Below are 26,242 nucleotides of genomic sequence, written 5' to 3'. Positions count from 1 at the left end.
CTTTAAGCTCCAAGCTGATAGCTCTTAGCTAATCAGTTACGCGCTCGAAATTGGGTCTGTAGCTCAGTTGGTTAGAGCGCACCCCTGATAAGGGTGAGGTCGGCAGTTCGAATCTGCCCAGACCCACCAATTTTGTATGGGGCCATAGCTCAGCTGGGAGAGCGCCTGCCTTGCACGCAGGAGGTCAGCGGTTCGATCCCGCTTGGCTCCACCATTAACTGCTTCTACTTGTTAGAGTTTAGAAATGAATATTCCAGTGCGAATATTGATTTCTAGTCTTTGATTAGATCGTTCTTTAAAAATTTGGGTATGTGATAGAAAGATAGACTGGATAACACTTTCACTGGTGTTTATTCAGGCTAAGGTAAAATTTGTGAGTTTAATCGCGAATTTTCGGCGAATGTCGTCTTCACAGTATAACCAGATTGCTTGGGGTTATATGGTCAAGTGAAGAAGCGCATACGGTGGATGCCTTGGCAGTCAGAGGCGATGAAAGACGTGGTAGCCTGCGAAAAGCTTCGGGGAGTCGGCAAACAGACTTTGATCCGGAGATGTCTGAATGGGGGAACCCAGCCATCATAAGATGGTTATCTTGTACTGAATACATAGGTGCAAGAGGCGAACCAGGGGAACTGAAACATCTAAGTACCCTGAGGAAAAGAAATCAACCGAGATTCCCTTAGTAGTGGCGAGCGAACGGGGACTAGCCCTTAAGTGGCTTTGAGATTAGCGGAACGCTCTGGAAAGTGCGGCCATAGTGGGTGATAGCCCTGTACGCGAAAATCTCTTGGTCATGAAATCGAGTAGGACGGAGCACGAGAAACTTTGTCTGAATATGGGGGGACCATCCTCCAAGGCTAAATACTACTGACTGACCGATAGTGAACTAGTACCGTGAGGGAAAGGCGAAAAGAACCCCGGAGAGGGGAGTGAAATAGATCCTGAAACCGTATGCGTACAAGCAGTGGGAGCAGACTTTGTTCTGTGACTGCGTACCTTTTGTATAATGGGTCAGCGACTTATTTTCAGTGGCGAGCTTAACCGAATAGGGGAGGCGTAGCGAAAGCGAGTCTTAATAGGGCGTCTAGTCGCTGGGAATAGACCCGAAACCGGGCGATCTATCCATGGGCAGGTTGAAGGTTAGGTAACACTGACTGGAGGACCGAACCGACTACCGTTGAAAAGTTAGCGGATGACCTGTGGATCGGAGTGAAAGGCTAATCAAGCTCGGAGATAGCTGGTTCTCCTCGAAAGCTATTTAGGTAGCGCCTCATGTATCACTGTAGGGGGTAGAGCACTGTTTCGGCTAGGGGGTCATCCCGACTTACCAAACCGATGCAAACTCCGAATACCTACAAGTGCCGAGCATGGGAGACACACGGCGGGTGCTAACGTCCGTCGTGAAAAGGGAAACAACCCAGACCGTCAGCTAAGGTCCCAAAGTTATGGTTAAGTGGGAAACGATGTGGGAAGGCTTAGACAGCTAGGAGGTTGGCTTAGAAGCAGCCACCCTTTAAAGAAAGCGTAATAGCTCACTAGTCGAGTCGGCCTGCGCGGAAGATGTAACGGGGCTCAAACCATACACCGAAGCTACGGGTATCACGCAAGTGATGCGGTAGAGGAGCGTTCTGTAAGCCTGTGAAGGTGAGTTGAGAAGCTTGCTGGAGGTATCAGAAGTGCGAATGCTGACATGAGTAACGACAATGGGTGTGAAAAACACCCACGCCGAAAGACCAAGGTTTCCTGCGCAACGTTAATCGACGCAGGGTTAGTCGGTCCCTAAGGCGAGGCTGAAAAGCGTAGTCGATGGAAAACAGGTTAATATTCCTGTACTTCTGGTTATTGCGATGGAGGGACGGAGAAGGCTAGGCCAGCTTGGCGTTGGTTGTCCAAGTTTAAGGTGGTAGGCTGAGATCTTAGGTAAATCCGGGATCTTAAGGCCGAGAGCTGATGACGAGTTACCCTTTGGGTGACGAAGTGGTTGATGCCATGCTTCCAAGAAAAGCTTCTAAGCTTCAGGTAACCAGGAACCGTACCCCAAACCGACACAGGTGGTTGGGTAGAGAATACCAAGGCGCTTGAGAGAACTCGGGTGAAGGAACTAGGCAAAATGGCACCGTAACTTCGGGAGAAGGTGCGCCGGTGAGGGTGAAGGACTTGCTCCGTAAGCTCATGCCGGTCGAAGATACCAGGCCGCTGCGACTGTTTATTAAAAACACAGCACTCTGCAAACACGAAAGTGGACGTATAGGGTGTGACGCCTGCCCGGTGCCGGAAGGTTAATTGATGGGGTTAGCTAACGCGAAGCTCTTGATCGAAGCCCCGGTAAACGGCGGCCGTAACTATAACGGTCCTAAGGTAGCGAAATTCCTTGTCGGGTAAGTTCCGACCTGCACGAATGGCGTAACGATGGCGGCGCTGTCTCCACCCGAGACTCAGTGAAATTGAAATCGCTGTGAAGATGCAGTGTATCCGCGGCTAGACGGAAAGACCCCGTGAACCTTTACTATAGCTTTGCACTGGACTTTGAATTTGCTTGTGTAGGATAGGTGGGAGGCTTTGAAGCGTGGACGCCAGTTCGCGTGGAGCCATCCTTGAAATACCACCCTGGCAACTTTGAGGTTCTAACTCAGGTCCGTTATCCGGATCGAGGACAGTGTATGGTGGGTAGTTTGACTGGGGCGGTCTCCTCCTAAAGAGTAACGGAGGAGTACGAAGGTGCGCTCAGACCGGTCGGAAATCGGTCGTAGAGTATAAAGGCAAAAGCGCGCTTGACTGCGAGACAGACACGTCGAGCAGGTACGAAAGTAGGTCTTAGTGATCCGGTGGTTCTGTATGGAAGGGCCATCGCTCAACGGATAAAAGGTACTCCGGGGATAACAGGCTGATACCGCCCAAGAGTTCATATCGACGGCGGTGTTTGGCACCTCGATGTCGGCTCATCACATCCTGGGGCTGAAGCCGGTCCCAAGGGTATGGCTGTTCGCCATTTAAAGTGGTACGCGAGCTGGGTTTAGAACGTCGTGAGACAGTTCGGTCCCTATCTGCCGTGGACGTTTGAGATTTGAGAGGGGCTGCTCCTAGTACGAGAGGACCGGAGTGGACGAACCTCTGGTGTTCCGGTTGTCACGCCAGTGGCATTGCCGGGTAGCTATGTTCGGGAAAGATAACCGCTGAAAGCATCTAAGCGGGAAACTTGCCTCAAGATGAGATCTCACTGGAACCTTGAGTTCCCTGAAGGGCCGTCGAAGACTACGACGTTGATAGGTTGGGTGTGTAAGCGCTGTGAGGCGTTGAGCTAACCAATACTAATTGCCCGTGAGGCTTGACCATATAACACCCAAGCAATTTGCAGGCTTTGAGCTGAAAAGCGAAAGGTCACCAGATTGCGGTGTGTGAAGACGAAACGAACCGAAAGTTCGAGAGAAACACACAAACTATCGCATACCCAATTTGCTGAAGCGTCGAAAGACGAGTCGGCACACCGAATTTCTTGACGACCATAGAGCGTTGGAACCACCTGATCCCATCCCGAACTCAGAAGTGAAACGATGCATCGCCGATGGTAGTGTGGGGTTTCCCCATGTGAGAGTAGGTCATCGTCAAGATTAAATTCCGAAACCCCAATTGCGAAAGCAGTTGGGGTTTTGTTTTGCCCGCAGGAAAGTGGTTTGCTTGATTTCTATGCAATCGGCCGCCTCATGGCTATTATTCGGGCCTCATTGTGAGGCGAGACCTGCATGCTGACGTTGTTGAATCTTTTAAAGGATGGTCGATTCCATTCTGGTCAGGCTCTTGGGGTTGCCCTGGGCATCAGTCGAAGTGCTGTATGGAAGCAGCTTCAGCATCTTGAGGCTGAGCTAGGGTTGTCCATCAATAAGGTCCGGGGTCGAGGCTACCAACTGGCTGCTCCCCTGACGCTACTCGATCCTCTGAGTATTGGTGCCTTGGCCCCGGTTTGGCCTATGACAGTCTTTGACTCCATTGACTCCACCAATGGAGAAGCGTTACGCGCGATCAATCAAGGTCGCACGGCGCCGTTCCTGGTCTTGGCAGAGCGACAAATTTCCGGTCGAGGACGCAGGGGGCGCAAGTGGATAAGTCCCTTTGCTGAAAATCTCTATTACAGCTTGGTCCTGCGTATTGAAGGCGGCATGCGCCAGCTTGAGGGGCTGAGTCTTGTGGTCGGTCTGGCGGTCCTGCATTCCTTGCGAAAGCTGGGAGTGTCTGGCGCTGGATTGAAGTGGCCCAACGACGTATTGGTCGGAAACAAGAAAATTGCCGGTATTCTTCTGGAGCTCGTAGGGGATCCAGCAGATGTTTGTCACGTGGTGCTGGGGATAGGCATTAACGTGAATATGCAGGTTGCTGAGGAGGTCGATCAGCAATGGACGTCAATTCGACTCGAGACGGGCAAAAGCTGTGATCGTAATGTATTGGTGGCGGAGCTAAGCGAGCAACTGCGCAGCTATATCCATCGCCATCAGGTGGATGGCTTTTCAGCTCTCCAGGATGAGTGGCAAAAGGACCATATGTGGCAAGGTCGCTCGGTTTCGTTGATTGCCGGCGCTAATCATATAGAAGGCGTGGTGCTCGGTATTGATAGTCAAGGTGCGCTGCGCCTGAAGGTGGATGGCGTGGAAAAAGTATTTAGCGGTGGTGAGCTCAGTCTGAGGTTGCGTGATGATTCTTGAGCTCGACTGTGGAAACAGCTTCATCAAGTGGCGGGTATTGAATGCTGCCGCCGAAGGTCTTTTCGCAGAAGGAGTGGTCGACTCGGATCAGGCCCTGGTGGATAGTCTCTGTGCATTGGGCGGCCTGTCGCTACGTAACTGTCGCTTGGTCAGTGTCAGAACTAGTGAGGAGACTGCCGCTCTGACTCGGATTCTTGAGCAGACGTTCGCCCTCTCTGTAGTGTGTGCGAAGCCGGCCAATGAAATGTCCGGTGTCAAAAATGGCTATGACGACTATGAGCGTCTGGGGCTGGATCGCTGGCTGGCAATGCTCGGTGGTTTCCACCTGGCCGCAGGTGCTTGTCTGATTCTGGATTTCGGCACTGCTGTGACGGCAGACTTCATTAATGCCGACGGTGAGCACCAGGGGGGATTCATTTGTCCGGGGATGCCATTGATGCGAAATCAACTTCGCACACATACTCGGAATATCCGTTATGGAGATTTGGCTGCCGAGCGGGCTCTGACGAGTCATGCTCCTGGGCGGAGCACCGTTGAGGCGGTGGAGCGGGGGTGCTCGTTGATGTTGAGGGGGTTCGTGTTGACCCAAATGGAAATGGCTCGATCCTATTGGGGTGAGCGCTTTACCGTCTTTATTACAGGTGGCGACGCAGGTTTGGTTGCGGATGTCGTGCCTGATGCCCGAGTCGTCCCGGATCTGGTCTTTGTGGGGTTGGCGATGGCGTGTCCCTTATCTTGAGGTTTGTATGCGTTGGTTGTTCCTGCTGCTGGTTGTTCTCAATGTGTTCTATTACGTCTGGCATCAGCAGGAAGCGCCCTTGCGAGCAAAAGATGTCACGCCACTCAGCATGTACCGTGGATCCCAGCAAGACATTCGCTTGCTGAGTGAGGCTAGTGATGAATCCGGAGTGGGGCAGGGTGCACGACGCACAGGGCAGGATTGCCTGTTCTTGGGTGGCTTGGCTCGAGAGGAGGCTATTTCTGCGCTGCAGCAGCGGCTAGTAGCCATGAACGTAAGGGCTCAACCTTCGCAAAAGGATCTCACCGAGCCCGGTTACTGGCTGCGCATCGCGCCCGAAAGCCAGCGTTTGTTAGGGGATGCCCAGTTGCAAAACCTTTCCAAGGAATTCAATGAGTTAAAACATAAAATAATGCTGTGCGAGGGGGTTGCACCGTTGGAATAGTTTGCATAGAATGGCGCCCGCTCCACAGCGAACACCTAAACAGGTTGTCAAAGCGGAGCGATGTCAACGCAGCTAACCTCAGGTTTTTAATGAGAAAATGCTTGACAGAAGGTCGGCATAGTATAGAATGCCGGCTCGCTTAGGAGGGGTTCCCGAGCGGCCAAAGGGATCAGACTGTAAATCTGACGTCTACGACTTCGAAGGTTCGAATCCTTCCCCCTCCACCATTTTTAGCGTGAGCTGCAAGCTCCGCGGGTATAGTTTAGTGGTAGAACCTCAGCCTTCCAAGCTGATGATGCGGGTTCGATTCCCGCTACCCGCTCCAAGTTTGCAGGTTGTGCAAAGTGTTACGCTCTTGTAGCTCAGTTGGTAGAGCACACCCTTGGTAAGGGTGAGGTCAGCGGTTCAAATCCGCTCAAGAGCTCCATATAACAAGGCAGATATGAAAATATCTGCCTTTGTTTTAATGGCTGATATTGTTTGTCTAATTTCTTCTGTTGAGGGTGATATCGATGGCTAAGGAAAAATTTGATCGTTCCCTGCCCCACGTCAACGTTGGGACCATTGGTCACGTTGACCACGGTAAAACCACTCTGACCGCTGCTCTGACTCGCGTTTGCTCCGAAGTTTTCGGTTCGGCCGTAGTTGAATTCGACAAGATCGACAGCGCTCCAGAAGAAAAAGCTCGCGGTATCACCATCAACACCGCACACGTTGAGTACAACTCGCTGATCCGTCACTACGCTCACGTTGACTGCCCAGGTCACGCTGACTATGTGAAGAACATGATCACCGGTGCTGCTCAAATGGACGGCGCTATTCTGGTTTGTTCGGCCGCTGATGGTCCGATGCCGCAAACCCGTGAGCACATCCTGCTGTCCCGTCAGGTAGGCGTTCCGTACATCGTGGTTTTCCTGAACAAGGCTGACCTGGTAGACGACGCTGAGCTGCTGGAACTGGTTGAGATGGAAGTTCGCGACCTGCTGTCCACCTACGACTTCCCGGGCGATGACACTCCAATCATCATCGGTTCGGCTCGTATGGCGCTGGAAGGCAAAGACGACAACGAGATGGGCACCACTGCCGTCAAGAAGCTGGTTGAAACTCTGGACAGCTACATCCCAGAACCAGTTCGTATGATCGACAAGCCGTTCCTGATGCCAATCGAAGACGTGTTCTCGATCTCGGGTCGCGGTACTGTTGTGACTGGTCGTATCGAGCGCGGTATCGTTCGCGTTCAGGATCCGCTGGAAATCGTTGGTCTGCGTGACACTACCGTTTCCACCTGCACGGGTGTTGAAATGTTCCGCAAGCTGCTCGACGAAGGTCGTGCTGGCGAGAACTGCGGCGTTCTGCTGCGTGGTACCAAGCGTGACGACGTTGAGCGTGGTCAGGTTCTGGTCAAGCCGGGTTCGGTTAAGCCGCACACCAAGTTCACCGCAGAAGTTTACGTTCTGAGCAAGGAAGAAGGCGGCCGTCACACTCCGTTCTTCAAAGGCTACCGTCCACAGTTCTACTTCCGTACTACTGACGTGACTGGTAACTGCGAGCTGCCAGAAGGCGTTGAAATGGTAATGCCAGGTGACAACATTCAGATGACTGTTACCCTGATCAAAACCATCGCGATGGAAGACGGTCTGCGTTTCGCTATCCGTGAAGGCGGTCGTACCGTTGGCGCTGGCGTCGTAGCTAAAATCATCGAATAAGCGGTTGTAATGTATTTTTCGGGCCGGCATAATGGTCGGCCTGATTTTGTTTTAGGTCAGTAGCTCAATTGGCAGAGCGACGGTCTCCAAAACCGTAGGTTGGGGGTTCGATTCCCTCCTGACCTGCCAGATTCACTCGGTGTGTCTGGCTTTCTTTTCACAGGATCTTCATAGATGACTCCTAAAGCTGAAGCTCAAGGCTCTCGCTTCGATCTGCTCAAGTGGCTTGTAGTTGTCGCTTTGGTGGTTGTTGGCGTTGTTGGCAATCAGTATTACTCTGCTTCGCCGATCCTGTACCGTGTACTCGCATTGCTTGTCATTGCTGCTGTAGCTGCCTTTGTAGGCCTGCAGACTGCGAAGGGCAAGTCTTTCTTTGTGCTGGTTAAGGAAGCTCGTACCGAGATTCGTAAAGTCGTGTGGCCAACTCGCCAAGAAACCACGCAGACCACCCTGATTGTGGTGGCTGTTGTTCTGGTTATGGCGTTGCTGTTGTGGGGTCTTGATTCCCTGCTCGGTTGGCTTGTTTCCTTGATTGTCGGCTAAGGGTGTCCCGTGGCTAAGCGTTGGTATGTTGTGCATGCTTACTCGGGTTACGAGAAGCATGTGATGCGCTCGCTGATCGAGCGCGTAAAGCTGGCTGGCATGGAAGATGGCTTCGGCGAGATTCTGGTTCCCACTGAAGAAGTGGTTGAAATGCGTAATGGCCAGAAGCGCAAAAGCGAGCGTAAGTTCTTCCCAGGTTACGTGCTGGTTCAGATGGATATGAATGAGGGTACCTGGCACTTGGTCAAGGATACTCCTCGGGTGATGGGCTTTATTGGCGGTACCGCTGACAAGCCTGCGCCAATTACCGACAAAGAGGCGGAAGCCATCCTGCGTCGTGTGGCTGATGGTAGTGATAAGCCGAAGCCGAAGACTTTGTTTGAGCCAGGTGAAGTGGTTCGTGTTACTGACGGCCCATTCGCTGACTTTAACGGCACTGTTGAAGAAGTTAACTACGAAAAGAGCCGTGTCCAAGTGGCAGTGCTTATTTTCGGTCGCTCTACTCCGGTAGAGTTGGAGTTCAGTCAGGTCGAAAAGGTCTAACTGAACAAGCATCCCAACCCCGCAGCCCTAGGCTGTGGGGTTTTGTCGTCACTGGGATAAACGCGCAAGTAACCGGGGAGCCTTTCGAGGCGTTCGAACCCGTAATTGGAGTGCCTCATGGCCAAGAAGATTACCGCTTACATCAAGCTGCAAGTGAAGGCCGCTCAGGCTAACCCAAGCCCACCTGTTGGTCCTGCTCTGGGTCAGCACGGCGTGAACATCATGGAATTCTGCAAGGCTTTCAACGCCCGTACTCAGGGTCTTGAAGCAGGTCTGCCGACTCCAGTGATCATCACTGTCTACAGCGACCGTAGCTTCACTTTCGAAACCAAATCCACCCCTGCTTCGGTTCTGCTGAAGAAGGCGGCCGGTCTGACCAGCGGTTCCGCTCGTCCGAACACCGTTAAGGTTGGCACTGTTACCCGTGCTCAGCTGGAAGAAATCGCGAAAACCAAAAACGCGGATCTGACTGCAGCTGATATGGATGCAGCCGTGCGTACTATCGCCGGTTCTGCTCGTAGCATGGGCCTTAACGTGGAGGGTGTGTAATGGCTAAGCTGACCAAGCGTCAAAAGGCTATCGCCGGCAAAATCGAAGCAGGCAAGGCCTACAACATTGTAGATGCTGCTGCTCTGCTGGCTGAGCTGTCGACTGTCAAGTTCAGCGAGTCGTTTGACGTTGCTGTAAACCTGGGTGTAGATCCGCGTAAATCTGACCAGGTTGTTCGTAGCGCTACTGTGCTGCCACACGGCACTGGCAAGACCGTTCGCGTTGCTGTGTTCACCCAGGGTCCAGCTGCTGAGGCCGCTCTGGCTGCCGGCGCTGACCGTGTAGGTATGGACGACCTGGCTGCCGAAATGAAAGGCGGCGACTTGAACTATGACGTAGTGATCGCATCCCCGGATGCCATGCGCGTTGTAGGTCAACTGGGTCAGATCCTCGGTCCACGTGGCCTGATGCCTAACCCGAAAGTCGGCACCGTTACTCCAGACGTAGCCACCGCGGTTAAAAACGCCAAGGCTGGTCAGGTTCGTTATCGCACCGACAAAAACGGCATCATCCACACTTCCGTTGGCAAGATCGGCTTTGATGCCGTCAAGCTGAAGGAAAACGTTGAAGCTCTGATCGCTGATCTGAAGCGCATCAAACCAGCTTCTTCGAAAGGTATTTACGTCAAGCGCGTTACCCTGAGCACCACTATGGGCCCAGGTCTGGTTATCGACCAGAGCTCGCTGGACGCGTAAGACAAAGGTTGGCGCGACTGTTCGCGCCAATTGAAAGATTGGGGTCCCTGCCTGGCGGGGGCTATCCAAGACCGTAGGCGGCGCAAGCCTTAAACCATAAGCCTACGCAGATGGTGCTCCCGGTTCCTTACCGAATCAGACACCAAAACGACATTCGGTTTCGGCCGAGTGAAACGGTAACAAGCAGGAGTTAAACCCGTGGCAATTAATCTCGAAGACAAGAAGGCCATCGTCGCTGAAGTCAACGAGGCTGCCAAAGTCGCTCTGTCCGCTGTCGTGGTTGATGCCCGTGGCGTAACAGTAGGCGCAATGACCGGACTCCGTAAAGAGGCTCGTGAGGCTGGCGTTTACGTACGCGTTGTACGTAACACCCTGCTCAAGCGCGCTGTTGCTGACACTGAATTCAGTGTTCTCAACGACGTGTTCACCGGCCCGACCCTGATTGCATTCTCGAACGAACATCCGGGCGCTGCTGCCCGTATCTTCAAAGAGTTTGCCAAGGGTCAGGACAAGTTCGAGATCAAGGCAGCTGCGTTCGAGGGCAAGTTCCTCGCAGCTAATCAGATCGACGTACTGGCAACTCTGCCGACCCGTGACGAAGCAATTTCTCAGCTGATGAGCGTGATTCAAGGCGCTACCAGCAAGTTGGCTCGTACTCTGGCGGCAATTCGCGACCAGAAAGAAGCTGCCGCAGCCTAAGGCTCGTCAACTTCTCGCGTTTTTTGTTTATTTCGATGGTCGCGAAGGCCGTCCCCCAATTCAGGAATTGAGTCATGTCTCTGACTAACGAACAAATCATCGAAGCAATCGGCCAGAAATCCGTAGTGGAAATCGTTGAGCTGATCAAAGCGATGGAAGAAACCTTCGGTGTTACCGCTGCTGCTGCTTCGGCTGGTCCAGCTGCTGCTGCCGCTGTTGTTGAAGAGCAAACCGAGTTCAACGTTGTTCTGCTGGAAGCTGGCGAGAAGAAGGTTAACGTGATCAAGGCAGTTCGTGAACTGACCGGTCTGGGCCTGAAAGAAGCCAAAGAGAAAGTAGACGGCGCTCCTCAGGTTGTAGCTGAAGGCGTTTCGAAAGAAGCTGCTGAAGACGCCAAGAAGAAGCTGGAAGAAGCAGGCGCTAAAGTCGAGCTGAAATAAGTATCGACTTTGCTCCTCCAGCCCGAGCGTCAAGCGACAGGCTGATGGCTGGTGGCTCTTGCCACCGGCCTTTTTCCGTTATTGGCAGCCGACTGGGTCGGTGCTGATAAAGGCGCTGTAACCACCCGATGCGGTGGCGCAAACCATGGGGTTTGCACGATTTTCTGGCTGCTCCCGTCGGGAGGGGCCAAACAAGCAGGTGACCAAGCTGGGGAACGCTGATGGCTTACTCATATACTGAGAAAAAACGTATCCGCAAGGACTTTAGCAAGTTGCCGGACGTCATGGATGTGCCGTACCTCCTGGCCATCCAGCTGGATTCGTATCGTGAATTCTTGCAAGCGGGAGCGACTAAAGATCAGTTCCGCGACGTGGGCCTGCATGCGGCCTTCAAATCCGTTTTCCCGATCATCAGCTACTCCGGCAATGCTGCGCTGGAGTACGTCGGTTATCGCCTGGGCGAACCGGCATTTGATGTCAAAGAATGCGTATTGCGCGGTGTAACTTTCGCCGTACCTTTGCGGGTAAAAGTGCGCCTGATCATTTTCGACAAAGAGTCGTCGAACAAAGCGATCAAGGACATCAAAGAGCAAGAAGTCTACATGGGTGAAATCCCATTGATGACTGAGAACGGTACCTTCGTAATCAACGGTACCGAGCGTGTTATCGTTTCCCAGCTGCACCGTTCCCCGGGCGTGTTCTTCGACCACGACCGTGGCAAGACGCACAGCTCCGGTAAACTGCTGTACTCGGCGCGTATCATTCCTTACCGCGGTTCGTGGCTGGACTTCGAGTTCGACCCGAAAGACTGCGTGTTCGTGCGTATCGACCGTCGTCGCAAGCTGCCGGCCTCGGTATTGCTGCGTGCGCTCGGTTACACCACTGAAGAAGTGCTCGACGCGTTCTACACCACCAACGTCTTCCACCTGAGCGGCGAAACCCTCAGCCTGGAACTGGTGCCATCGCGCCTGCGTGGTGAAATCGCGGTTCTGGATATTCAGGACGAGAAGGGCAAGGTCATCGTTGAAGCGGGCCGCCGTATTACCGCGCGCCACATCAACCAGATCGAAAAAGCCGGTATCAAGACGCTGGAAGTACCTCTGGACTACGTCCTGGGTCGCACCACCGCCAAGGTCATCGTGCACCCGGCTACCGGCGAAATCCTGGCAGAGTGCAACACTGAGCTGAACACCGAAGTCCTGGCAAAAATTGCCAAGGCCGGCGTTGTTCGCATCGAAACTCTGTACACCAACGACATCGACTGCGGTCCGTTTGTCTCTGACACTCTGAAGATCGACTCCACCAGCAACCAATTGGAAGCGCTGGTCGAGATCTATCGCATGATGCGTCCAGGCGAGCCGCCAACCAAAGACGCTGCCGAAACCCTGTTCAACAACCTGTTCTTCAGCCCTGAGCGCTACGATCTGTCTGCGGTCGGCCGGATGAAGTTCAACCGTCGTATCGGTCGTACCGAGATCGAAGGTTCGGGCGTGCTGTGCAAGGAAGATATCGTCGCGGTACTGAAGACTCTGGTCGACATCCGTAACGGTAAAGGCATCGTCGATGACATCGACCACCTGGGTAACCGTCGTGTTCGCTGCGTAGGCGAAATGGCCGAGAACCAGTTCCGCGTTGGCCTGGTGCGTGTTGAGCGTGCGGTCAAAGAGCGTCTGTCGATGGCTGAAAGCGAAGGCCTGATGCCGCAAGACCTGATCAACGCCAAGCCAGTGGCTGCGGCGGTGAAAGAGTTCTTCGGTTCCAGCCAGCTCTCGCAGTTCATGGACCAGAACAACCCGCTGTCCGAGATCACCCACAAGCGTCGTGTCTCTGCACTCGGCCCTGGTGGTCTGACTCGTGAGCGCGCAGGCTTTGAAGTCCGTGACGTACACCCGACTCACTACGGTCGTGTATGCCCGATTGAAACGCCGGAAGGTCCGAACATCGGTCTGATCAACTCCCTGGCTGCTTACGCTCGCACCAACCAGTACGGCTTCCTGGAAAGCCCGTACCGCGTGGTTAAAGAGGGTGTGGTCACCGACGAGATCGTGTTCCTGTCCGCTATTGAAGAAGCCGATCACGTGATCGCGCAGGCTTCGGCGACCATGAACGACCAGAAAGTCCTGATCGACGAACTGGTAGCCGTACGTCACCTGAACGAATTCACCGTCAAGGCGCCTGAAGAAGTCACCTTGATGGACGTTTCGCCGAAGCAGGTAGTTTCGGTTGCAGCGTCGCTGATTCCGTTCCTCGAGCACGACGACGCCAACCGTGCGTTGATGGGTTCGAACATGCAGCGTCAAGCTGTACCAACCCTGCGCGCTGACAAGCCGCTGGTAGGTACCGGCATGGAGCGTAACGTAGCCCGTGACTCCGGCGTTTGCGTCGTGGCTCGTCGTGGCGGCGTGATCGACTCCGTCGACGCCAGCCGTATCGTGGTTCGTGTTGCTGATGATGAAGTGGAAACCGGCGAAGCTGGTGTCGACATCTACAACCTGACCAAATACACCCGCTCGAACCAGAACACCTGCATCAACCAGCGTCCGCTGGTGAGCAAGGGTGATCGCGTTCAGCGTAGCGACATCATGGCCGACGGCCCGTCCACCGACATGGGTGAACTGGCGCTGGGCCAAAACATGCGCATCGCGTTCATGGCATGGAACGGCTTCAACTTCGAAGACTCCATCTGCCTGTCCGAGCGTGTGGTTCAGGAAGACCGTTTCACCACGATCCACATTCAGGAACTGACCTGTGTGGCCCGTGACACCAAGCTTGGCCCAGAGGAAATCACTGCGGACATCCCGAACGTGGGTGAGGCTGCACTGAACAAGCTGGACGAAGCCGGTATCGTTTACGTAGGTGCTGAAGTAGGCGCAGGCGACATCCTGGTTGGCAAGGTCACTCCGAAAGGCGAGACCCAACTGACTCCGGAAGAAAAACTGCTGCGTGCGATCTTCGGTGAAAAAGCCAGCGACGTTAAAGACACCTCCCTGCGCGTACCTACCGGTACCAAAGGTACTGTCATCGACGTACAGGTCTTCACCCGTGATGGCGTTGAGCGTGACGCTCGTGCACTGTCGATCGAGAAGTCCCAGCTGGACGAGATCCGCAAGGATCTGAACGAAGAGTTCCGTATCGTTGAAGGCGCAACCTTCGAACGTCTGCGCTCCGCTCTGGTAGGCCACAAGGCTGAAGGCGGTGCTGGTCTGAAGAAAGGTCAGGACATCACCGACGAAGTTCTCGACGGTCTTGAGCATGGTCAGTGGTTCAAACTGCGCATGGCTGAAGATGCTCTGAACGAGCAGCTCGAAAAGGCTCAGGCCTACATCGTTGATCGTCGCCGTCTGCTGGACGACAAGTTCGAAGACAAGAAGCGCAAACTGCAGCAGGGCGATGACCTGGCTCCAGGCGTGCTGAAAATCGTCAAGGTTTACCTGGCAATCCGTCGCCGCATCCAGCCGGGCGACAAGATGGCCGGTCGTCACGGTAACAAAGGTGTGGTCTCCGTGATCATGCCAGTTGAAGACATGCCGCACGATGCCAATGGCACCCCGGTCGATGTGGTCCTCAACCCGCTGGGCGTACCTTCGCGTATGAACGTCGGTCAGATCCTTGAAACCCACCTGGGCCTCGCGGCCAAAGGTCTGGGCGAGAAGATCAACCGGATGATCGAAGAGCAGCGTAAAGTCGCTGAGCTGCGTACTTTCCTGGACGAGATCTACAACCAGATCGGCGGTCGTAACGAAGATCTGGACAGCTTCTCCGATCAGGAAATCCTGGATCTGGCGAAGAACCTGCGTGGCGGTGTTCCAATGGCCACTCCAGTGTTCGACGGTGCCAAGGAAAGCGAAATCAAGGCCATGCTGAAACTGGCAGACCTGCCGGAAAGCGGCCAGATGCAGCTGACTGACGGCCGTACCGGCAACAAGTTCGAGCGTCCAGTTACCGTTGGCTACATGTACATGCTGAAGCTGAACCACTTGGTAGACGACAAGATGCACGCGCGTTCTACCGGTTCGTACAGCCTGGTTACCCAGCAGCCGCTGGGTGGTAAGGCGCAGTTCGGTGGTCAGCGTTTCGGGGAGATGGAGGTCTGGGCACTGGAAGCATACGGTGCCGCTTACACTCTGCAAGAAATGCTCACAGTGAAGTCGGACGATGTGAACGGCCGTACCAAGATGTACAAAAACATCGTGGATGGCGATCACCGTATGGAGCCGGGCATGCCCGAGTCCTTCAACGTGTTGATCAAGGAAATTCGTTCCCTCGGCATCGATATCGATCTGGAAACCGAATAACACGTGACGCGATCGAGAGCGGGGCAGGACTGCCCGCTCTCTGCTCCGCCAGGAGGAAAGGCCTTGAAAGACCTACTGAATTTGCTGAAAAACCAGGGTCAAGTCGAAGAGTTCGACGCCATCCGTATCGGATTGGCCTCGCCTGAGATGATCCGCTCGTGGTCGTTCGGTGAAGTTAAAAAGCCGGAAACCATCAACTATCGTACGTTCAAACCTGAGCGTGACGGTCTGTTCTGCGCCAAGATCTTTGGCCCGGTAAAGGATTACGAGTGCCTGTGCGGTAAGTACAAGCGCTTGAAGCACCGTGGTGTGATCTGCGAGAAGTGCGGCGTTGAAGTTGCACTGGCCAAGGTTCGTCGTGAGCGCATGGCGCACATCGAACTGGCTTCGCCGGTTGCTCACATCTGGTTCCTGAAATCGCTGCCGTCCCGTATCGGCTTGCTGATGGACATGACCCTGCGTGATATCGAGCGCGTTCTCTACTTCGAGAGCTATGTCGTTATCGATCCAGGCATGACCACCCTTGAAAAAGGTCAGTTGCTGAACGACGAGCAGTACTTCGAAGCGCTGGAAGAGTTCGGTGACGACTTCGATGCCCGCATGGGTGCTGAAGCTGTCCGTGAACTGCTGCACGCTATCGACCTGGAGCACGAGATTGGCCGTCTGCGTGAAGAAATTCCGCAAACCAACTCCGAAACCAAGATCAAGAAGCTGTCCAAGCGTCTGAAGTTGATGGAAGCCTTCCAGGGTTCCGGCAACCTGCCAGAGTGGATGGTGCTGACCGTTCTGCCGGTTCTGCCGCCAGATCTGCGTCCACTGGTTCCGCTCGATGGCGGTCGTTTCGCGACTTCCGACCTCAACGATCTGTATCGTCGAGTGATCAACCGTAACAACCGTTTGAAGCGCCTGCTGGATCTGTCCGCTCCGGACATCATCGTGCGCAACGAAAAGCGTATGTTGCAGGAAGCTGTCGATGCTCTGCTCGACAACGGTCGTCGTGGCCGCGCTATCACCGGCTCCAACAAGCGTCCTCTGAAATCCCTGGCTGACATGATCAAGGGTAAGCAGGGTCGTTTCCGTCAGAACTTGCTCGGTAAGCGTGTTGACTACTCCGGTCGTTCGGTAATTACCGTAGGCCCGACCCTGCGTCTGCATCAGTGCGGTCTGCCGAAGAAGATGGCTCTCGAGCTGTTCAAGCCGTTCATTTTCGGCAAGCTGGAAATGCGTGGTCTCGCGACCACCATCAAAGCCGCCAAGAAAATGGTCGAGCGCGAACTGCCAGAGGTCTGGGACGTTCTCGCTGAGGTGATTCGCGAACACCCGGTTCTGCTCAACCGTGCACCGACCCTTCACCGTCTGGGTATCCAGGCGTTTGAGCCGGTACTGATCGAAGGTAAGGCTATCCAGCTGCACCCGCTGGTCTGCGCCGCGTACAACGCCGACTTCGACGGCGACCAAATGGCCGTGCACGTACCGCTGACGCTGGAAGCCCAGCTCGAAGCGCGTGCGTTGATGATGTCGACCAACAACATTCTGTCGCCAGCCAACGGTGAGCCAATCATCGTTCCGTCGCAGGACGTTGTATTGGGTCTGTACTACATGACTCGTGAAGCGATCAACGCCAAAGGCGAAGGTCGTGTGTTCGCGGATCTGCAGGAAGTTGACCGTGTGTTCCGTGCCGGCGAAGCCGCACTGCACGCCAAGGTCAAAGTTCGTATCAACGAAACCGTCAACGACCGTGACGGCAACAGCGTGAGCGGTACCCGTATCGTCGACACCACTGTCGGCCGTGCGCTGCTGTTCCAGGTTGTGCCAAAAGGTCTGTCGTACGACGTCGTCAACCTGCCAATGAAGAAAAAGGCGATCTCCAAGCTGATCAACCAGTGCTACCGCGTGGTTGGTTTGAAAGAGACCGTGATCTTCGCTGACCAGTTGATGTACACCGGTTTCGCTTACTCGACCATCTCCGGCGTTTCCATCGGTGTTAACGACTTCGTTATCCCGGACGAGAAAGCCCGCATCATCGGTGCAGCCACCGATGAAGTGAAAGAGATCGAGAGCCAGTACGCCTCCGGCCTGGTAACCCAGGGCGAGAAGTACAACAAAGTGATCGACCTTTGGTCGAAAGCGAACGACGAAGTTTCCAAGGCAATGATGGCCAACCTCTCGAAAGAGAAGGTTATCGACCGTCATGGCGTTGAAGTCGATCAAGAGTCTTTCAACTCGATGTACATGATGGCCGACTCGGGTGCGCGGGGTTCCGCAGCACAGATTCGTCAGCTGGCCGGTATGCGTGGTCTGATGGCCAAGCCGGACGGTTCCATCATTGAAACGCCGATTACTGCGAACTTCCGTGAAGGTTTGAGCGTACTTCAGTACTTCATCTCGACTCACGGTGCTCGTAAAGGTCTGGCGGATACCGCGTTGAAAACTGCGAACTCCGGTTACCTGACTCGTCGTCTGGTAGACGTGGCGCAGGATCTGGTTGTAACCGAGATCGATTGCGGCACCGAGCACGGTCTGCTGATGACTCCGCACATTGAAGGCGGTGACGTTGTAGAGCCGTTGGGTGAGCGCGTATTGGGTCGTGTTATTGCTCGTGACGTGTTCAAGCCAGGCACCGAGGACGTCATCGTTCCTGCTGGTACTCTGGTAGACGAGAAGTGGGTCGAGTTCATCGAGCTGAACAGCATCGACGAAGTGATCGTGCGTTCGCCGATCAGCTGCGAAACCCGCTATGGCATTTGCGCCAAGTGCTACGGCCGTGATCTGGCTCGTGGTCACCAGGTGAACATCGGTGAAGCGGTCGGCGTTATCGCTGCCCAGTCCATCGGTGAACCGGGTACCCAGCTGACGATGCGTACGTTCCACATCGGTGGTGCGGCAAGCCGTACTTCCGCAGCCGACAGCGTTCAGGTGAAGAATGGCGGTACCGTCCGTCTGCACAACCTGAAGCACGTTGAGCGAGTGGATGGTCACCTGGTTGCTGTGTCCCGTTCCGGTGAGCTGGCCATCGCTGATGACTTCGGTCGTGAGCGCGAGCGCTACAAGCTGCCGTACGGTGCCGTGATTTCGGTTAAAGAAGGTGACAAGGTTGACGCTGGCGCAATCGTGGCCAAGTGGGATCCGCACACTCACCCAATCGTTACCGAAATGAAAGGTACCGTGACCTACGTGGGCATGGAAGAGGGCATCACGATCAAGCGTCAGACTGACGAATTGACCGGTATGACCAACATTGAAGTACTCGACGCGAAAGATCGTCCAGCTGCGGGCAAAGAAATCCGTCCGGCAGTTAAGATGGTCGACGACAACGGCAAGGATCTGTTGCTGCCAGGCACTGACGTTATCGCTCAGTACTTCCTGCCAGCCAACGCCCTGGTCGGTGTTGCGGACGGTGCGAAGATCGCGATCGGTGATGTTATCGCTCGTATCCCGCAAGAAACTTCGAAGACTCGTGACATCACCGGTGGTCTGCCGCGTGTTGCTGACCTGTTCGAAGCCCGTCGTCCGAAAGAAGCGTCGATTCTGGCTGAAGTCAGCGGCACCATCGCGTTCGGTAAAGAGACCAAAGGCAAGCGCCGTCTGGTTATTACCCCGAACGACGGTAGCGATCCGTACGAAGAGCTGATTCCGAAGTGGCGTCACCTGAACGTGTTCGAAGGCGAACAGGTAAACCGCGGCGAAGTTATCTCCGACGGTCCAAGCGATCCGCACGACATCCTGCGTCTGCTGGGTGTGAGCGCGCTGGCCAAGTACATCGTTAACGAGATCCAGGACGTTTACCGTCTGCAAGGCGTGAAGATCAACGACAAGCACATCGAGACCATTCTGCGTCAGATGCTGCGTAAAGTTGAGATCTCCGAATCCGGCGATTCCAGTTTCATCAAGGGCGACCAGATGGAACTGACTCACGTACTGGTAGAGAACGAGCGTCTGGGCGCGGAAGACAAGTTTGTCTCCAAGTTCACTCGCGTTCTGCTGGGTATCACCAAGGCGTCGTTGTCCACCGAATCGTTCATATCGGCGGCTTCCTTCCAGGAAACCACCCGCGTACTGACCGAAGCGGCAGTCACCGGCAAGCGCGATTACCTGCGCGGCCTGAAAGAAAACGTGGTCGTGGGTCGTCTGATCCCGGCCGGTACCGGTCTGGCTTATCACAGCGAGCGCAAGCGTCGCCGTGATGCTGACAAGCCGTTGCGCGTAAGCGCCAGTGAAGTGGAAGCTGCACTGACCGAAGCGCTGAACTCGAGCGGTAACTGAGTTCTGCGGTAAATGAGCTGAGGCCCTGATCGCTCCGTTCGTCGAATCGAGACATATTGTCAAGGTTCGACAGGCGGGGAGGTCGGGGCCTTGCCTTGACTGGGGGCAAGATCCTCTTTAGACTCTTGATCCCCTAAATTTGGCGGGAATCCGTTCCTGCCATTTTGCTTTTCTTGCAAGACAATAGCGTCGCAAGACAACAGTGGAGCTAGTAGATGGCAACTATCAACCAGCTGGTACGTCAGCCGCGTAAGCGTATCGTCGAGAAATCCGACGTACCTGCGCTGCAGAACTGCCCGCAACGTCGTGGCGTGTGCACCCGTGTGTACACCACTACGCCGAAAAAACCTAACTCGGCACTGCGTAAAGTATGCCGTGTGCGTCTGACCAACGGTTTCGAGGTTTCCTCGTACATCGGTGGTGAAGGCCACAACCTGCAAGAGCACAGCGTGGTACTGATCCGCGGCGGTCGTGTAAAAGACTTGCCAGGTGTTCGTTACCACACCGTTCGCGGCTCCTTGGATACTTCCGGCGTTAAAGGCCGTAACCAGGGTCGTTCGAAGTACGGTACCAAGCGTCCGAAGTAATCGGCCGTTTTGCAGATTTTCATTTTATTGAGTCGATAAGAGTAAGGTCGGGCACGCATCCATTGGATCTGTCCCGAGCTAACCTGAAGACCGCTTGAGGGCTTATCATGCCAAGACGTCGCGTAGCAGCAAAGCGTGAGATTCTGGACGATCCGAAATACGGAAGCCAGATCCTCGCCAAATTCATGAACCACGTTATGGAAAGCGGCAAGAAAGCCGTTGCCGAACGTATCGTTTATGGTGCCCTGGAAACCGTGAAGGCTCGTAAGGCCGGCACCGATCCCCTGGAACTCTTCGAAAAAGCACTCGACGCCATCGCTCCGCTGGTCGAAGTGAAGTCGCGCCGCGTTGGTGGTGCTACTTACCAGGTTCCGGTCGAGGTTCGTCCTTCCCGCCGTAACGCTCTGGCAATGCGCTGGTTGGTAGACTTCGCCCGTAAGCGTGGCGAGAAGTCTATGGCTCTGCGCTTGGCTGGCGAACTGCTGGATGCTGCTGAAGGTAAAGGTGCTGCTGTTAAGAAGCGTGAAGACGTGCACCGTATGGCCGAAGCTAACAAAGCTTTCTCGCACTACCGCTTCTAATTTTAGCTTCACTAATTTTGCGAGGGCTTTATGGCTCGTACTACTCCGATTAGTCGCTACCGTAACATCGGTATCGTCGCTCACGTGGATGCTGGTAAAACCACCACCACCGAGCGCGTCCTTTTTTACACCGGCAAAAGTCACAAAATGGGCGAGGTGCATGACGGCGCCGCGACCACAGACTGGATGGTGCAGGAGCAGGAGCGTGGTATTACCATTACTTCTGCTGCCATCACCGCCTTCTGGAAAGGTTCCGAGAAGCAGTATGCGCACGAGCATCGCTTCAACGTAATCGATACCCCGGGCCACGTAGACTTCACCATTGAAGTTGAGCGTTCCCTGCGTGTACTCGACGGCGCTGTCGTTGTGTTCTGCGGTACTTCGGGTGTTGAGCCTCAGTCGGAAACCGTATGGCGTCAAGCCAACAAATACGGCGTTCCACGTCTTGTTTACGTAAACAAGATGGACCGTGCTGGTGCCAACTTCCTGCGCGTGATCGGTCAGATCAAGCAGCGTCTGGGTCACACTCCGGTGCCGATTCAGCTGGCTATCGGTTCCGAAGACAACTTCCAGGGTCAGATCGATCTGATCAACATGCAAGCTGTCTACTGGAACGACTCTGACAAAGGTATGGTCCCTGTTCGCAAGGACATTCCTGCCGAGCTTCAAGAGTTGGCTGAAGAGTGGCGCAACAACATGGTTGAAGCTGCCGCCGAAGCCAACGAAGAGCTGATGAACAAGTACCTGGAAGGCGAAGAGCTGTCGATCGAAGAGATCAAGGCTGCTTTGCGTCAGCGTACTATCGCCGGCGAAATCGTTCTGGCCGTTTGCGGTTCGTCGTTCAAGAACAAGGGTGTTCCCCTGGTTCTCGACGCCGTTATCGACTTCCTGCCTGCTCCGACCGACATTCCTGCTATCAAGGGTTCCAACCCTGATAACGAGGAAGAGGAGATGGAGCGTCACGCAAGTGATGACGAGCCGTTTGCTGCTCTGGCGTTCAAAATCGCTACCGACCCATTCGTGGGTACCTTGACCTTCGTCCGTGTTTACTCGGGCGTGTTGAACTCCGGCGACGGCGTGATCAACTCGGTTAAAGGCAAGAAAGAGCGCGTGGGTCGTATGGTGCAAATGCACGCAAACGCCCGTGAAGAGATCAAGGAAGTACGCGCTGGTGACATCGCGGCCCTGATCGGCATGAAGGACGTCACCACTGGTGAAACCCTCTGCAACGCTGACAAGCCAATCATCCTGGTACGTATGGACTTCCCGGAGCCGGTTATTTCGGTTGCCGTAGAGCCTAAGACCAAGGATGACCAGGAAAAAATGGGTATCGCTCTGGGCAAACTTGCTCAGGAAGACCCGTCTTTCCGCGTCAAGACTGATGAAGAGACTGGTCAAACGATCATCTCCGGCATGGGCGAGCTGCACCTGGACATCCTGGTTGACCGGATGCGCCGTGAGTTCAACGTCGAAGCTAACATCGGTAAGCCTCAGGTTTCCTATCGTGAGCGCATCACGAAGAACTGCGAAATCGAAGGCAAGTTCGTTCGTCAGTCCGGCGGTCGTGGCCAGTTCGGTCACTGCTGGATCCGTTTTGCTCCTGCTGACGAAGGTCAGGAAGGTCTGCAATTCGTGAACGAAGTAGTAGGTGGTGTGGTTCCTAAGGAATACATCCCGGCTATCCAGAAGGGTATCGAAGAGCAGATGAAGAACGGCGTTGTAGCCGGCTATCCGCTGATCGGCCTGAAGGCTACCGTGTTCGATGGTTCTTACCACGACGTCGACTCCAACGAGATGGCGTTTAAAGTGGCTGCTTCCATGGCGACCAAGCAACTGGCCCAGAAGGGCGGTGGTGAGTTGCTCGAGCCGATCATGGCGGTAGAGGTTGTTACGCCTGAAGACTATATGGGTGATGTGATGGGCGACCTTAACCGTCGTCGCGGCATGATCCAGGGTATGGAAGACACAGTGTCCGGCAAGGTTATCCGTGCCGAAGTTCCACTGGGTGAGATGTTCGGTTATGCGACCGACGTTCGTTCCATGTCTCAGGGTCGCGCAAGCTACTCTATGGAATTCAAAAAATACGATACGGCTCCGTCGCACATCGTCGAATCCGTTACCAAAAAACAAGGCTGATTCAGCCCCTTTAGGCTAGGAGTTAATTGTCGTGGCTAAAGAAAAATTTGATCGTTCCCTACCGCACGTAAACGTTGGCACCATTGGTCACGTTGACCACGGTAAAACCACTCTGACCGCTGCTCTGACTCGCGTTTGCTCCGAAGTTTTCGGTTCGGCCGTAGTTGAATTCGACAAGATCGACAGCGCTCCAGAAGAAAAAGCTCGCGGTATCACCATCAACACCGCACACGTTGAGTACAACTCGCTGATCCGTCACTACGCTCACGTTGACTGCCCAGGTCACGCTGACTATGTGAAGAACATGATCACTGGTGCTGCTCAAATGGACGGCGCTATTCTGGTTTGTTCGGCCGCTGATGGTCCGATGCCACAAACCCGTGAGCACATCCTGCTGTCCCGTCAGGTAGGCGTTCCGTACATCGTGGTTTTCCTGAACAAGGCTGACCTGGTAGACGACGCTGAGCTGCTGGAACTGGTTGAGATGGAAGTTCGCGACCTGCTGTCCACCTACGACTTCCCGGGCGATGACACTCCAATCATCATCGGTTCGGCTCGTATGGCGCTGGAAGGCAAAGACGACAACGAGATGGGCACCACTGCCGTCAAGAAGCTGGTTGAAACTCTGGACAGCTACATCCCAGAACCAGTTCGTATGATCGACAAGCCGTTCCTGATGCCAATCGAAGACGTATTCTCGATCTCGGGTCGCGGTACTGTTGTGACTGGTCGTATCGAGCGCGGTATCGTTCGCGTTCAGGATCCGCTGGAAATCGTTGGTCTGCGTGACACTACCGTTTCCACCTGCACGGGTGTTGAAATGTTCCGCAAGCTGCTCGACGAAGGTCGTGCTGGCGAGAACTGCGGCGTTCTGCTGCGTGGTACCAAGCGTGACGACGTTGAGCGTGGTCAGGTTCTGGTCAAGCCGGGTTCGGTTAAGCCGCACACCAAGTTCACCGCAGAAGTTTACGTTCTGAGCAAGGAAGAAGGCGGCCGTCACACTCCGTTCTTCAAAGGCTACCGTCCACAGTTCTACTTCCGTACTACTGACGTGACTGGTAACTGCGAGCTGCCAGAAGGCGTTGAAATGGTAATGCCAGGTGACAACATTCAGATGACTGTTACCCTGATCAAAACCATCGCGATGGAAGACGGTCTGCGTTTCGCTATCCGTGAAGGCGGTCGTACCGTCGGCGCTGGCGTCGTAGCCAAAATCATCGAGTAATTCTCTTTTATAGAGTCTGCTTGATGAATTGAAAAAGCCCCCGCTCAGCGGGGGCTTTTTTATTGGGTTGACACCTATCTGGGGCGTCTATAGAATTGCGCCTCCTTTTAACGGGCGTATTGCGCCCGGTGGGAATAGCAGCCGGAGTCTGAAATCCAATGCAAAATCAGCAAATCCGTATCAGGTTGAAGGCTTTCGACCATCGCCTGATCGACCAATCAACCCAGGAAATCGTGGAAACCGCGAAACGTACTGGTGCTCAAGTGCGTGGTCCAATTCCACTGCCTACCCGTAAAGAGCGGTTCACCGTTCTGGTTTCCCCGCACGTCAACAAAGACGCGCGTGACCAGTACGAAATCCGCACTCATAAGCGCGTTCTGGACATCGTCCAGCCAACGGATAAAACCGTTGATGCTCTTATGAAGCTTGATCTTGCGGCCGGTGTGGAAGTGCAGATCAGCCTCGGCTAAGACTCGGTCTTAGTCGTGTAACGCTCTGAAATGGGCGGCCATAGCGGGTGAAAGCCCCGTACACTCATGAGGTTTACAACATGACTATTGGTGTAGTCGGTCGTAAATGCGGTATGACCCGTATTTTCACCGAAGAAGGTGTCTCCATTCCGGTCACGGTCATTGAGATCGAGCCGAATCGCGTCACCCAGTTCAAAACTGAAGAGACCGATGGCTATCGTGCAGTGCAAGTCACTGTCGGCGAGCGTCGTGCTTCGCGTGTAACAGCAGCTCAAGCTGGCCACTTCGCCAAGGCGAACGTTGCCGCTGGTCGCACTACCATGGAATTCCGTCTTGAAGAAGGCGAGTACCAGGCTGGCGATCTGATCAACGCTGAAATCTTCGCCGCTGGTCAACTGGTTGATGTAACCGGTCAGTCCAAGGGTAAAGGCTTCCAGGGTACGATCAAGCGTTGGAATTTCCGCGGGCAAGATAACACCCACGGTAACTCCGTATCCCACCGCGTCCCAGGCTCTATCGGCCAGTGCCAGACTCCTGGTCGTGTATTCAAGGGCAAAAAAATGTCCGGTCATATGGGCGCTGAGCGCGTGACCGTGCAGTCCCTGGAAGTAGTGCGCGTGGACGCTGAACGCAATCTGTTGTTGGTCAAGGGCGCTGTTCCTGGCGCTACTGGCGGCAACCTGGTTGTACGTCCAGCAGCCAAGGCTCGCGGTTAAGGGGAAGCTGACATGCAATTAAATGTAAATGACGCTCAAGCGATCGAAGTTTCCGAACTGACATTTGGCGGCGAGTTCAACGAGACGCTGGTTCACCAAGCAGTCGTGGCCTACATGGCCGGCGGCCGTCAAGGTAGCAAACAGCAAAAGACCCGTTCCGACGTTCGTGGTGGCGGCAAGCGCCCATGGCGTCAGAAAGGTACTGGCCGTGCTCGTGCCGGTACTATCCGTAGCCCAATCTGGCGTGGCGGTGGTACCACTTTCGCAGCTCGTCCACAGGATCACTCCCAGAAGCTGAACAAGAAGATGTATCGCGCAGCAATGCGTTCCATCCTTGCTGAGCTGGTGCGTACTGATCGTCTGGTCGTGGTTCAGGATTTCGCTGTTGAAACTCCGAAAACCAAAGATCTGCTGGGCAAACTGAACAACATGAGCCTGACCGACGTTCTGATCGTGTCTGACGCTGTTGATCAGAACCTGTACCTGGCTGCTCGTAACCTGCCACACGTAGATGTACGTGACGTGCAAGGTTCCGATCCAGTTAGTCTGATCGCATACGACAAGGTGTTGATCACCGTGTCGGCCGTGAAGAAATTCGAGGAGCTGCTGGGATGAACCAGGAACGCGTATTTAAAGTTCTGCTTGGCCCGCACGTTTCCGAGAAGGCTACGGTTCTGGCAGACAAGAAAGGCCAGTTCGTTTTCAAGGTTGCTACTGACGCAACCAAGCTGGAAATCAAGAAGGCCGTCGAAAGCCTGTTCAGCGTGAAAGTAGAGCGCGTCACTACCCTGAACGTTCTGGGTAAGAGCAAGCGCACTGCTCGCGGTCTGGGCAAGCGTAATGACTGGAAGAAGGCAGTTATCTCCCTTCAGCCAGGCCAAGATCTCGATTTCAGCAGCAGTGCTGAGTAAGGAAG

General features: G+C 54.5%; 20 protein-coding genes, 6 tRNA genes and 2 rRNA genes. All 28 read left to right on the top strand.

Annotated elements, in window-relative coordinates; genetic code table 11:
* Positions 1–52 precede the first annotated feature (52 nt).
* Positions 53–129 (top strand) — tRNA-Ile (locus AC0J41_RS23555).
* Positions 130–138: 9 nt separating this feature from the next.
* Positions 139–214: transfer RNA gene (locus tag AC0J41_RS23550), tRNA-Ala, on the top strand.
* Between the two features lie 227 nt (positions 215–441).
* Positions 442–3,333: ribosomal RNA gene (locus AC0J41_RS23545) — 23S ribosomal RNA — on the top strand.
* 159 nt (positions 3,334–3,492) lie between these two features.
* Positions 3,493–3,608: ribosomal RNA gene (gene rrf, locus AC0J41_RS23540) — 5S ribosomal RNA — on the top strand.
* Between the two features lie 132 nt (positions 3,609–3,740).
* On the top strand, positions 3,741–4,694 hold the full coding sequence (gene birA, locus AC0J41_RS23535) for a bifunctional biotin--[acetyl-CoA-carboxylase] ligase/biotin operon repressor BirA (protein ID WP_473013721.1): 954 nt from the start codon (positions 3,741–3,743) through the stop codon (positions 4,692–4,694).
* On the top strand, positions 4,684–5,433 hold the full coding sequence (locus tag AC0J41_RS23530) for a pantothenate kinase (RefSeq protein ID WP_473013720.1): 750 nt from the start codon (positions 4,684–4,686) through the stop codon (positions 5,431–5,433). Before birA ends, AC0J41_RS23530 begins: the two co-directional genes overlap by 11 nt.
* 7 nt (positions 5,434–5,440) lie before the next feature.
* Positions 5,441–5,878, top strand: a complete 438-nt coding sequence (locus AC0J41_RS23525; RefSeq protein WP_025113568.1) for a hypothetical protein — start codon at positions 5,441–5,443, stop codon at positions 5,876–5,878.
* Positions 5,879–6,020: 142 nt separating this feature from the next.
* A tRNA-Tyr gene (locus tag AC0J41_RS23520) sits at positions 6,021–6,105 on the top strand.
* A gap of 24 nt (positions 6,106–6,129) precedes the next feature.
* A tRNA-Gly gene (locus AC0J41_RS23515) sits at positions 6,130–6,203 on the top strand.
* 26 nt (positions 6,204–6,229) lie between these two features.
* Positions 6,230–6,305: transfer RNA gene (locus AC0J41_RS23510), tRNA-Thr, on the top strand.
* A gap of 85 nt (positions 6,306–6,390) precedes the next feature.
* Positions 6,391–7,584: an elongation factor Tu gene (tuf, locus tag AC0J41_RS23505; RefSeq protein WP_038362141.1), complete on the top strand. Its 1,194-nt coding sequence runs from the start codon at positions 6,391–6,393 to the stop codon at positions 7,582–7,584.
* A 53-nt stretch (positions 7,585–7,637) separates the two neighbouring features.
* A tRNA-Trp gene (locus AC0J41_RS23500) sits at positions 7,638–7,713 on the top strand.
* Between the two features lie 45 nt (positions 7,714–7,758).
* Positions 7,759–8,127, top strand: a complete 369-nt coding sequence (gene secE, locus AC0J41_RS23495; protein ID WP_007916493.1) for a preprotein translocase subunit SecE — start codon at positions 7,759–7,761, stop codon at positions 8,125–8,127.
* A 9-nt stretch (positions 8,128–8,136) separates the two neighbouring features.
* Entirely contained in the window at positions 8,137–8,670 is a 534-nt protein-coding gene (nusG, locus tag AC0J41_RS23490; protein WP_025113545.1) for a transcription termination/antitermination protein NusG, read from the top strand.
* Between the two features lie 117 nt (positions 8,671–8,787).
* Entirely contained in the window at positions 8,788–9,219 is a 432-nt protein-coding gene (gene rplK / locus AC0J41_RS23485; RefSeq protein WP_003228756.1) for a 50S ribosomal protein L11, read from the top strand.
* Positions 9,219–9,914, top strand: a complete 696-nt coding sequence (gene rplA / locus AC0J41_RS23480) for a 50S ribosomal protein L1 (RefSeq protein WP_003228754.1) — start codon at positions 9,219–9,221, stop codon at positions 9,912–9,914. Before rplK ends, rplA begins: the two co-directional genes overlap by 1 nt.
* A 198-nt stretch (positions 9,915–10,112) precedes the next feature.
* Complete coding sequence (gene rplJ / locus AC0J41_RS23475) at positions 10,113–10,613, top strand: 50S ribosomal protein L10 (RefSeq protein ID WP_025113546.1); 501 nt, start codon at positions 10,113–10,115, stop codon at positions 10,611–10,613.
* A gap of 74 nt (positions 10,614–10,687) precedes the next feature.
* On the top strand, positions 10,688–11,053 hold the full coding sequence (gene rplL / locus AC0J41_RS23470) for a 50S ribosomal protein L7/L12 (protein ID WP_003228750.1): 366 nt from the start codon (positions 10,688–10,690) through the stop codon (positions 11,051–11,053).
* A 221-nt stretch (positions 11,054–11,274) separates the two neighbouring features.
* Positions 11,275–15,348 (top strand): DNA-directed RNA polymerase subunit beta, encoded by a 4,074-nt coding sequence (gene rpoB, locus AC0J41_RS23465; protein WP_025113547.1) that lies wholly within the window; start codon positions 11,275–11,277, stop codon positions 15,346–15,348.
* Between the two features lie 63 nt (positions 15,349–15,411).
* Positions 15,412–19,611 (top strand): DNA-directed RNA polymerase subunit beta', encoded by a 4,200-nt coding sequence (gene rpoC, locus AC0J41_RS23460; protein WP_025113548.1) that lies wholly within the window; start codon positions 15,412–15,414, stop codon positions 19,609–19,611.
* A 215-nt stretch (positions 19,612–19,826) separates the two neighbouring features.
* Positions 19,827–20,198, top strand: a complete 372-nt coding sequence (gene rpsL, locus AC0J41_RS23455) for a 30S ribosomal protein S12 (RefSeq protein WP_003186084.1) — start codon at positions 19,827–19,829, stop codon at positions 20,196–20,198.
* 107 nt (positions 20,199–20,305) lie between these two features.
* Complete coding sequence (gene rpsG / locus AC0J41_RS23450; RefSeq protein ID WP_003228745.1) at positions 20,306–20,779, top strand: 30S ribosomal protein S7; 474 nt, start codon at positions 20,306–20,308, stop codon at positions 20,777–20,779.
* A gap of 30 nt (positions 20,780–20,809) precedes the next feature.
* A complete protein-coding gene (gene fusA / locus AC0J41_RS23445; protein ID WP_025113549.1) occupies positions 20,810–22,915 on the top strand; it encodes an elongation factor G in 2,106 nt (701 codons plus the stop codon).
* A gap of 31 nt (positions 22,916–22,946) precedes the next feature.
* Positions 22,947–24,140: an elongation factor Tu gene (gene tuf, locus AC0J41_RS23440; protein ID WP_038362141.1), complete on the top strand. Its 1,194-nt coding sequence runs from the start codon at positions 22,947–22,949 to the stop codon at positions 24,138–24,140.
* A gap of 158 nt (positions 24,141–24,298) precedes the next feature.
* Positions 24,299–24,610, top strand: a complete 312-nt coding sequence (gene rpsJ, locus AC0J41_RS23435; RefSeq protein ID WP_003186070.1) for a 30S ribosomal protein S10 — start codon at positions 24,299–24,301, stop codon at positions 24,608–24,610.
* 80 nt (positions 24,611–24,690) lie between these two features.
* A complete protein-coding gene (gene rplC, locus AC0J41_RS23430; RefSeq protein WP_003228738.1) occupies positions 24,691–25,326 on the top strand; it encodes a 50S ribosomal protein L3 in 636 nt (211 codons plus the stop codon).
* 12 nt (positions 25,327–25,338) lie between these two features.
* Positions 25,339–25,941: a 50S ribosomal protein L4 gene (rplD, locus tag AC0J41_RS23425; protein WP_003228735.1), complete on the top strand. Its 603-nt coding sequence runs from the start codon at positions 25,339–25,341 to the stop codon at positions 25,939–25,941.
* Positions 25,938–26,237: a 50S ribosomal protein L23 gene (gene rplW / locus AC0J41_RS23420; RefSeq protein WP_002555488.1), complete on the top strand. Its 300-nt coding sequence runs from the start codon at positions 25,938–25,940 to the stop codon at positions 26,235–26,237. The genes rplD and rplW overlap by 4 nt, the downstream gene beginning before the upstream one ends.
* The last annotated feature ends 5 nt before the right edge of the window (positions 26,238–26,242 follow it).

It is taken from the genome of Pseudomonas sp. Arb-4-2C, from assembly GCF_055755015.1.
This window is presented reverse-complemented; position numbering and strand designations above follow the sequence as displayed.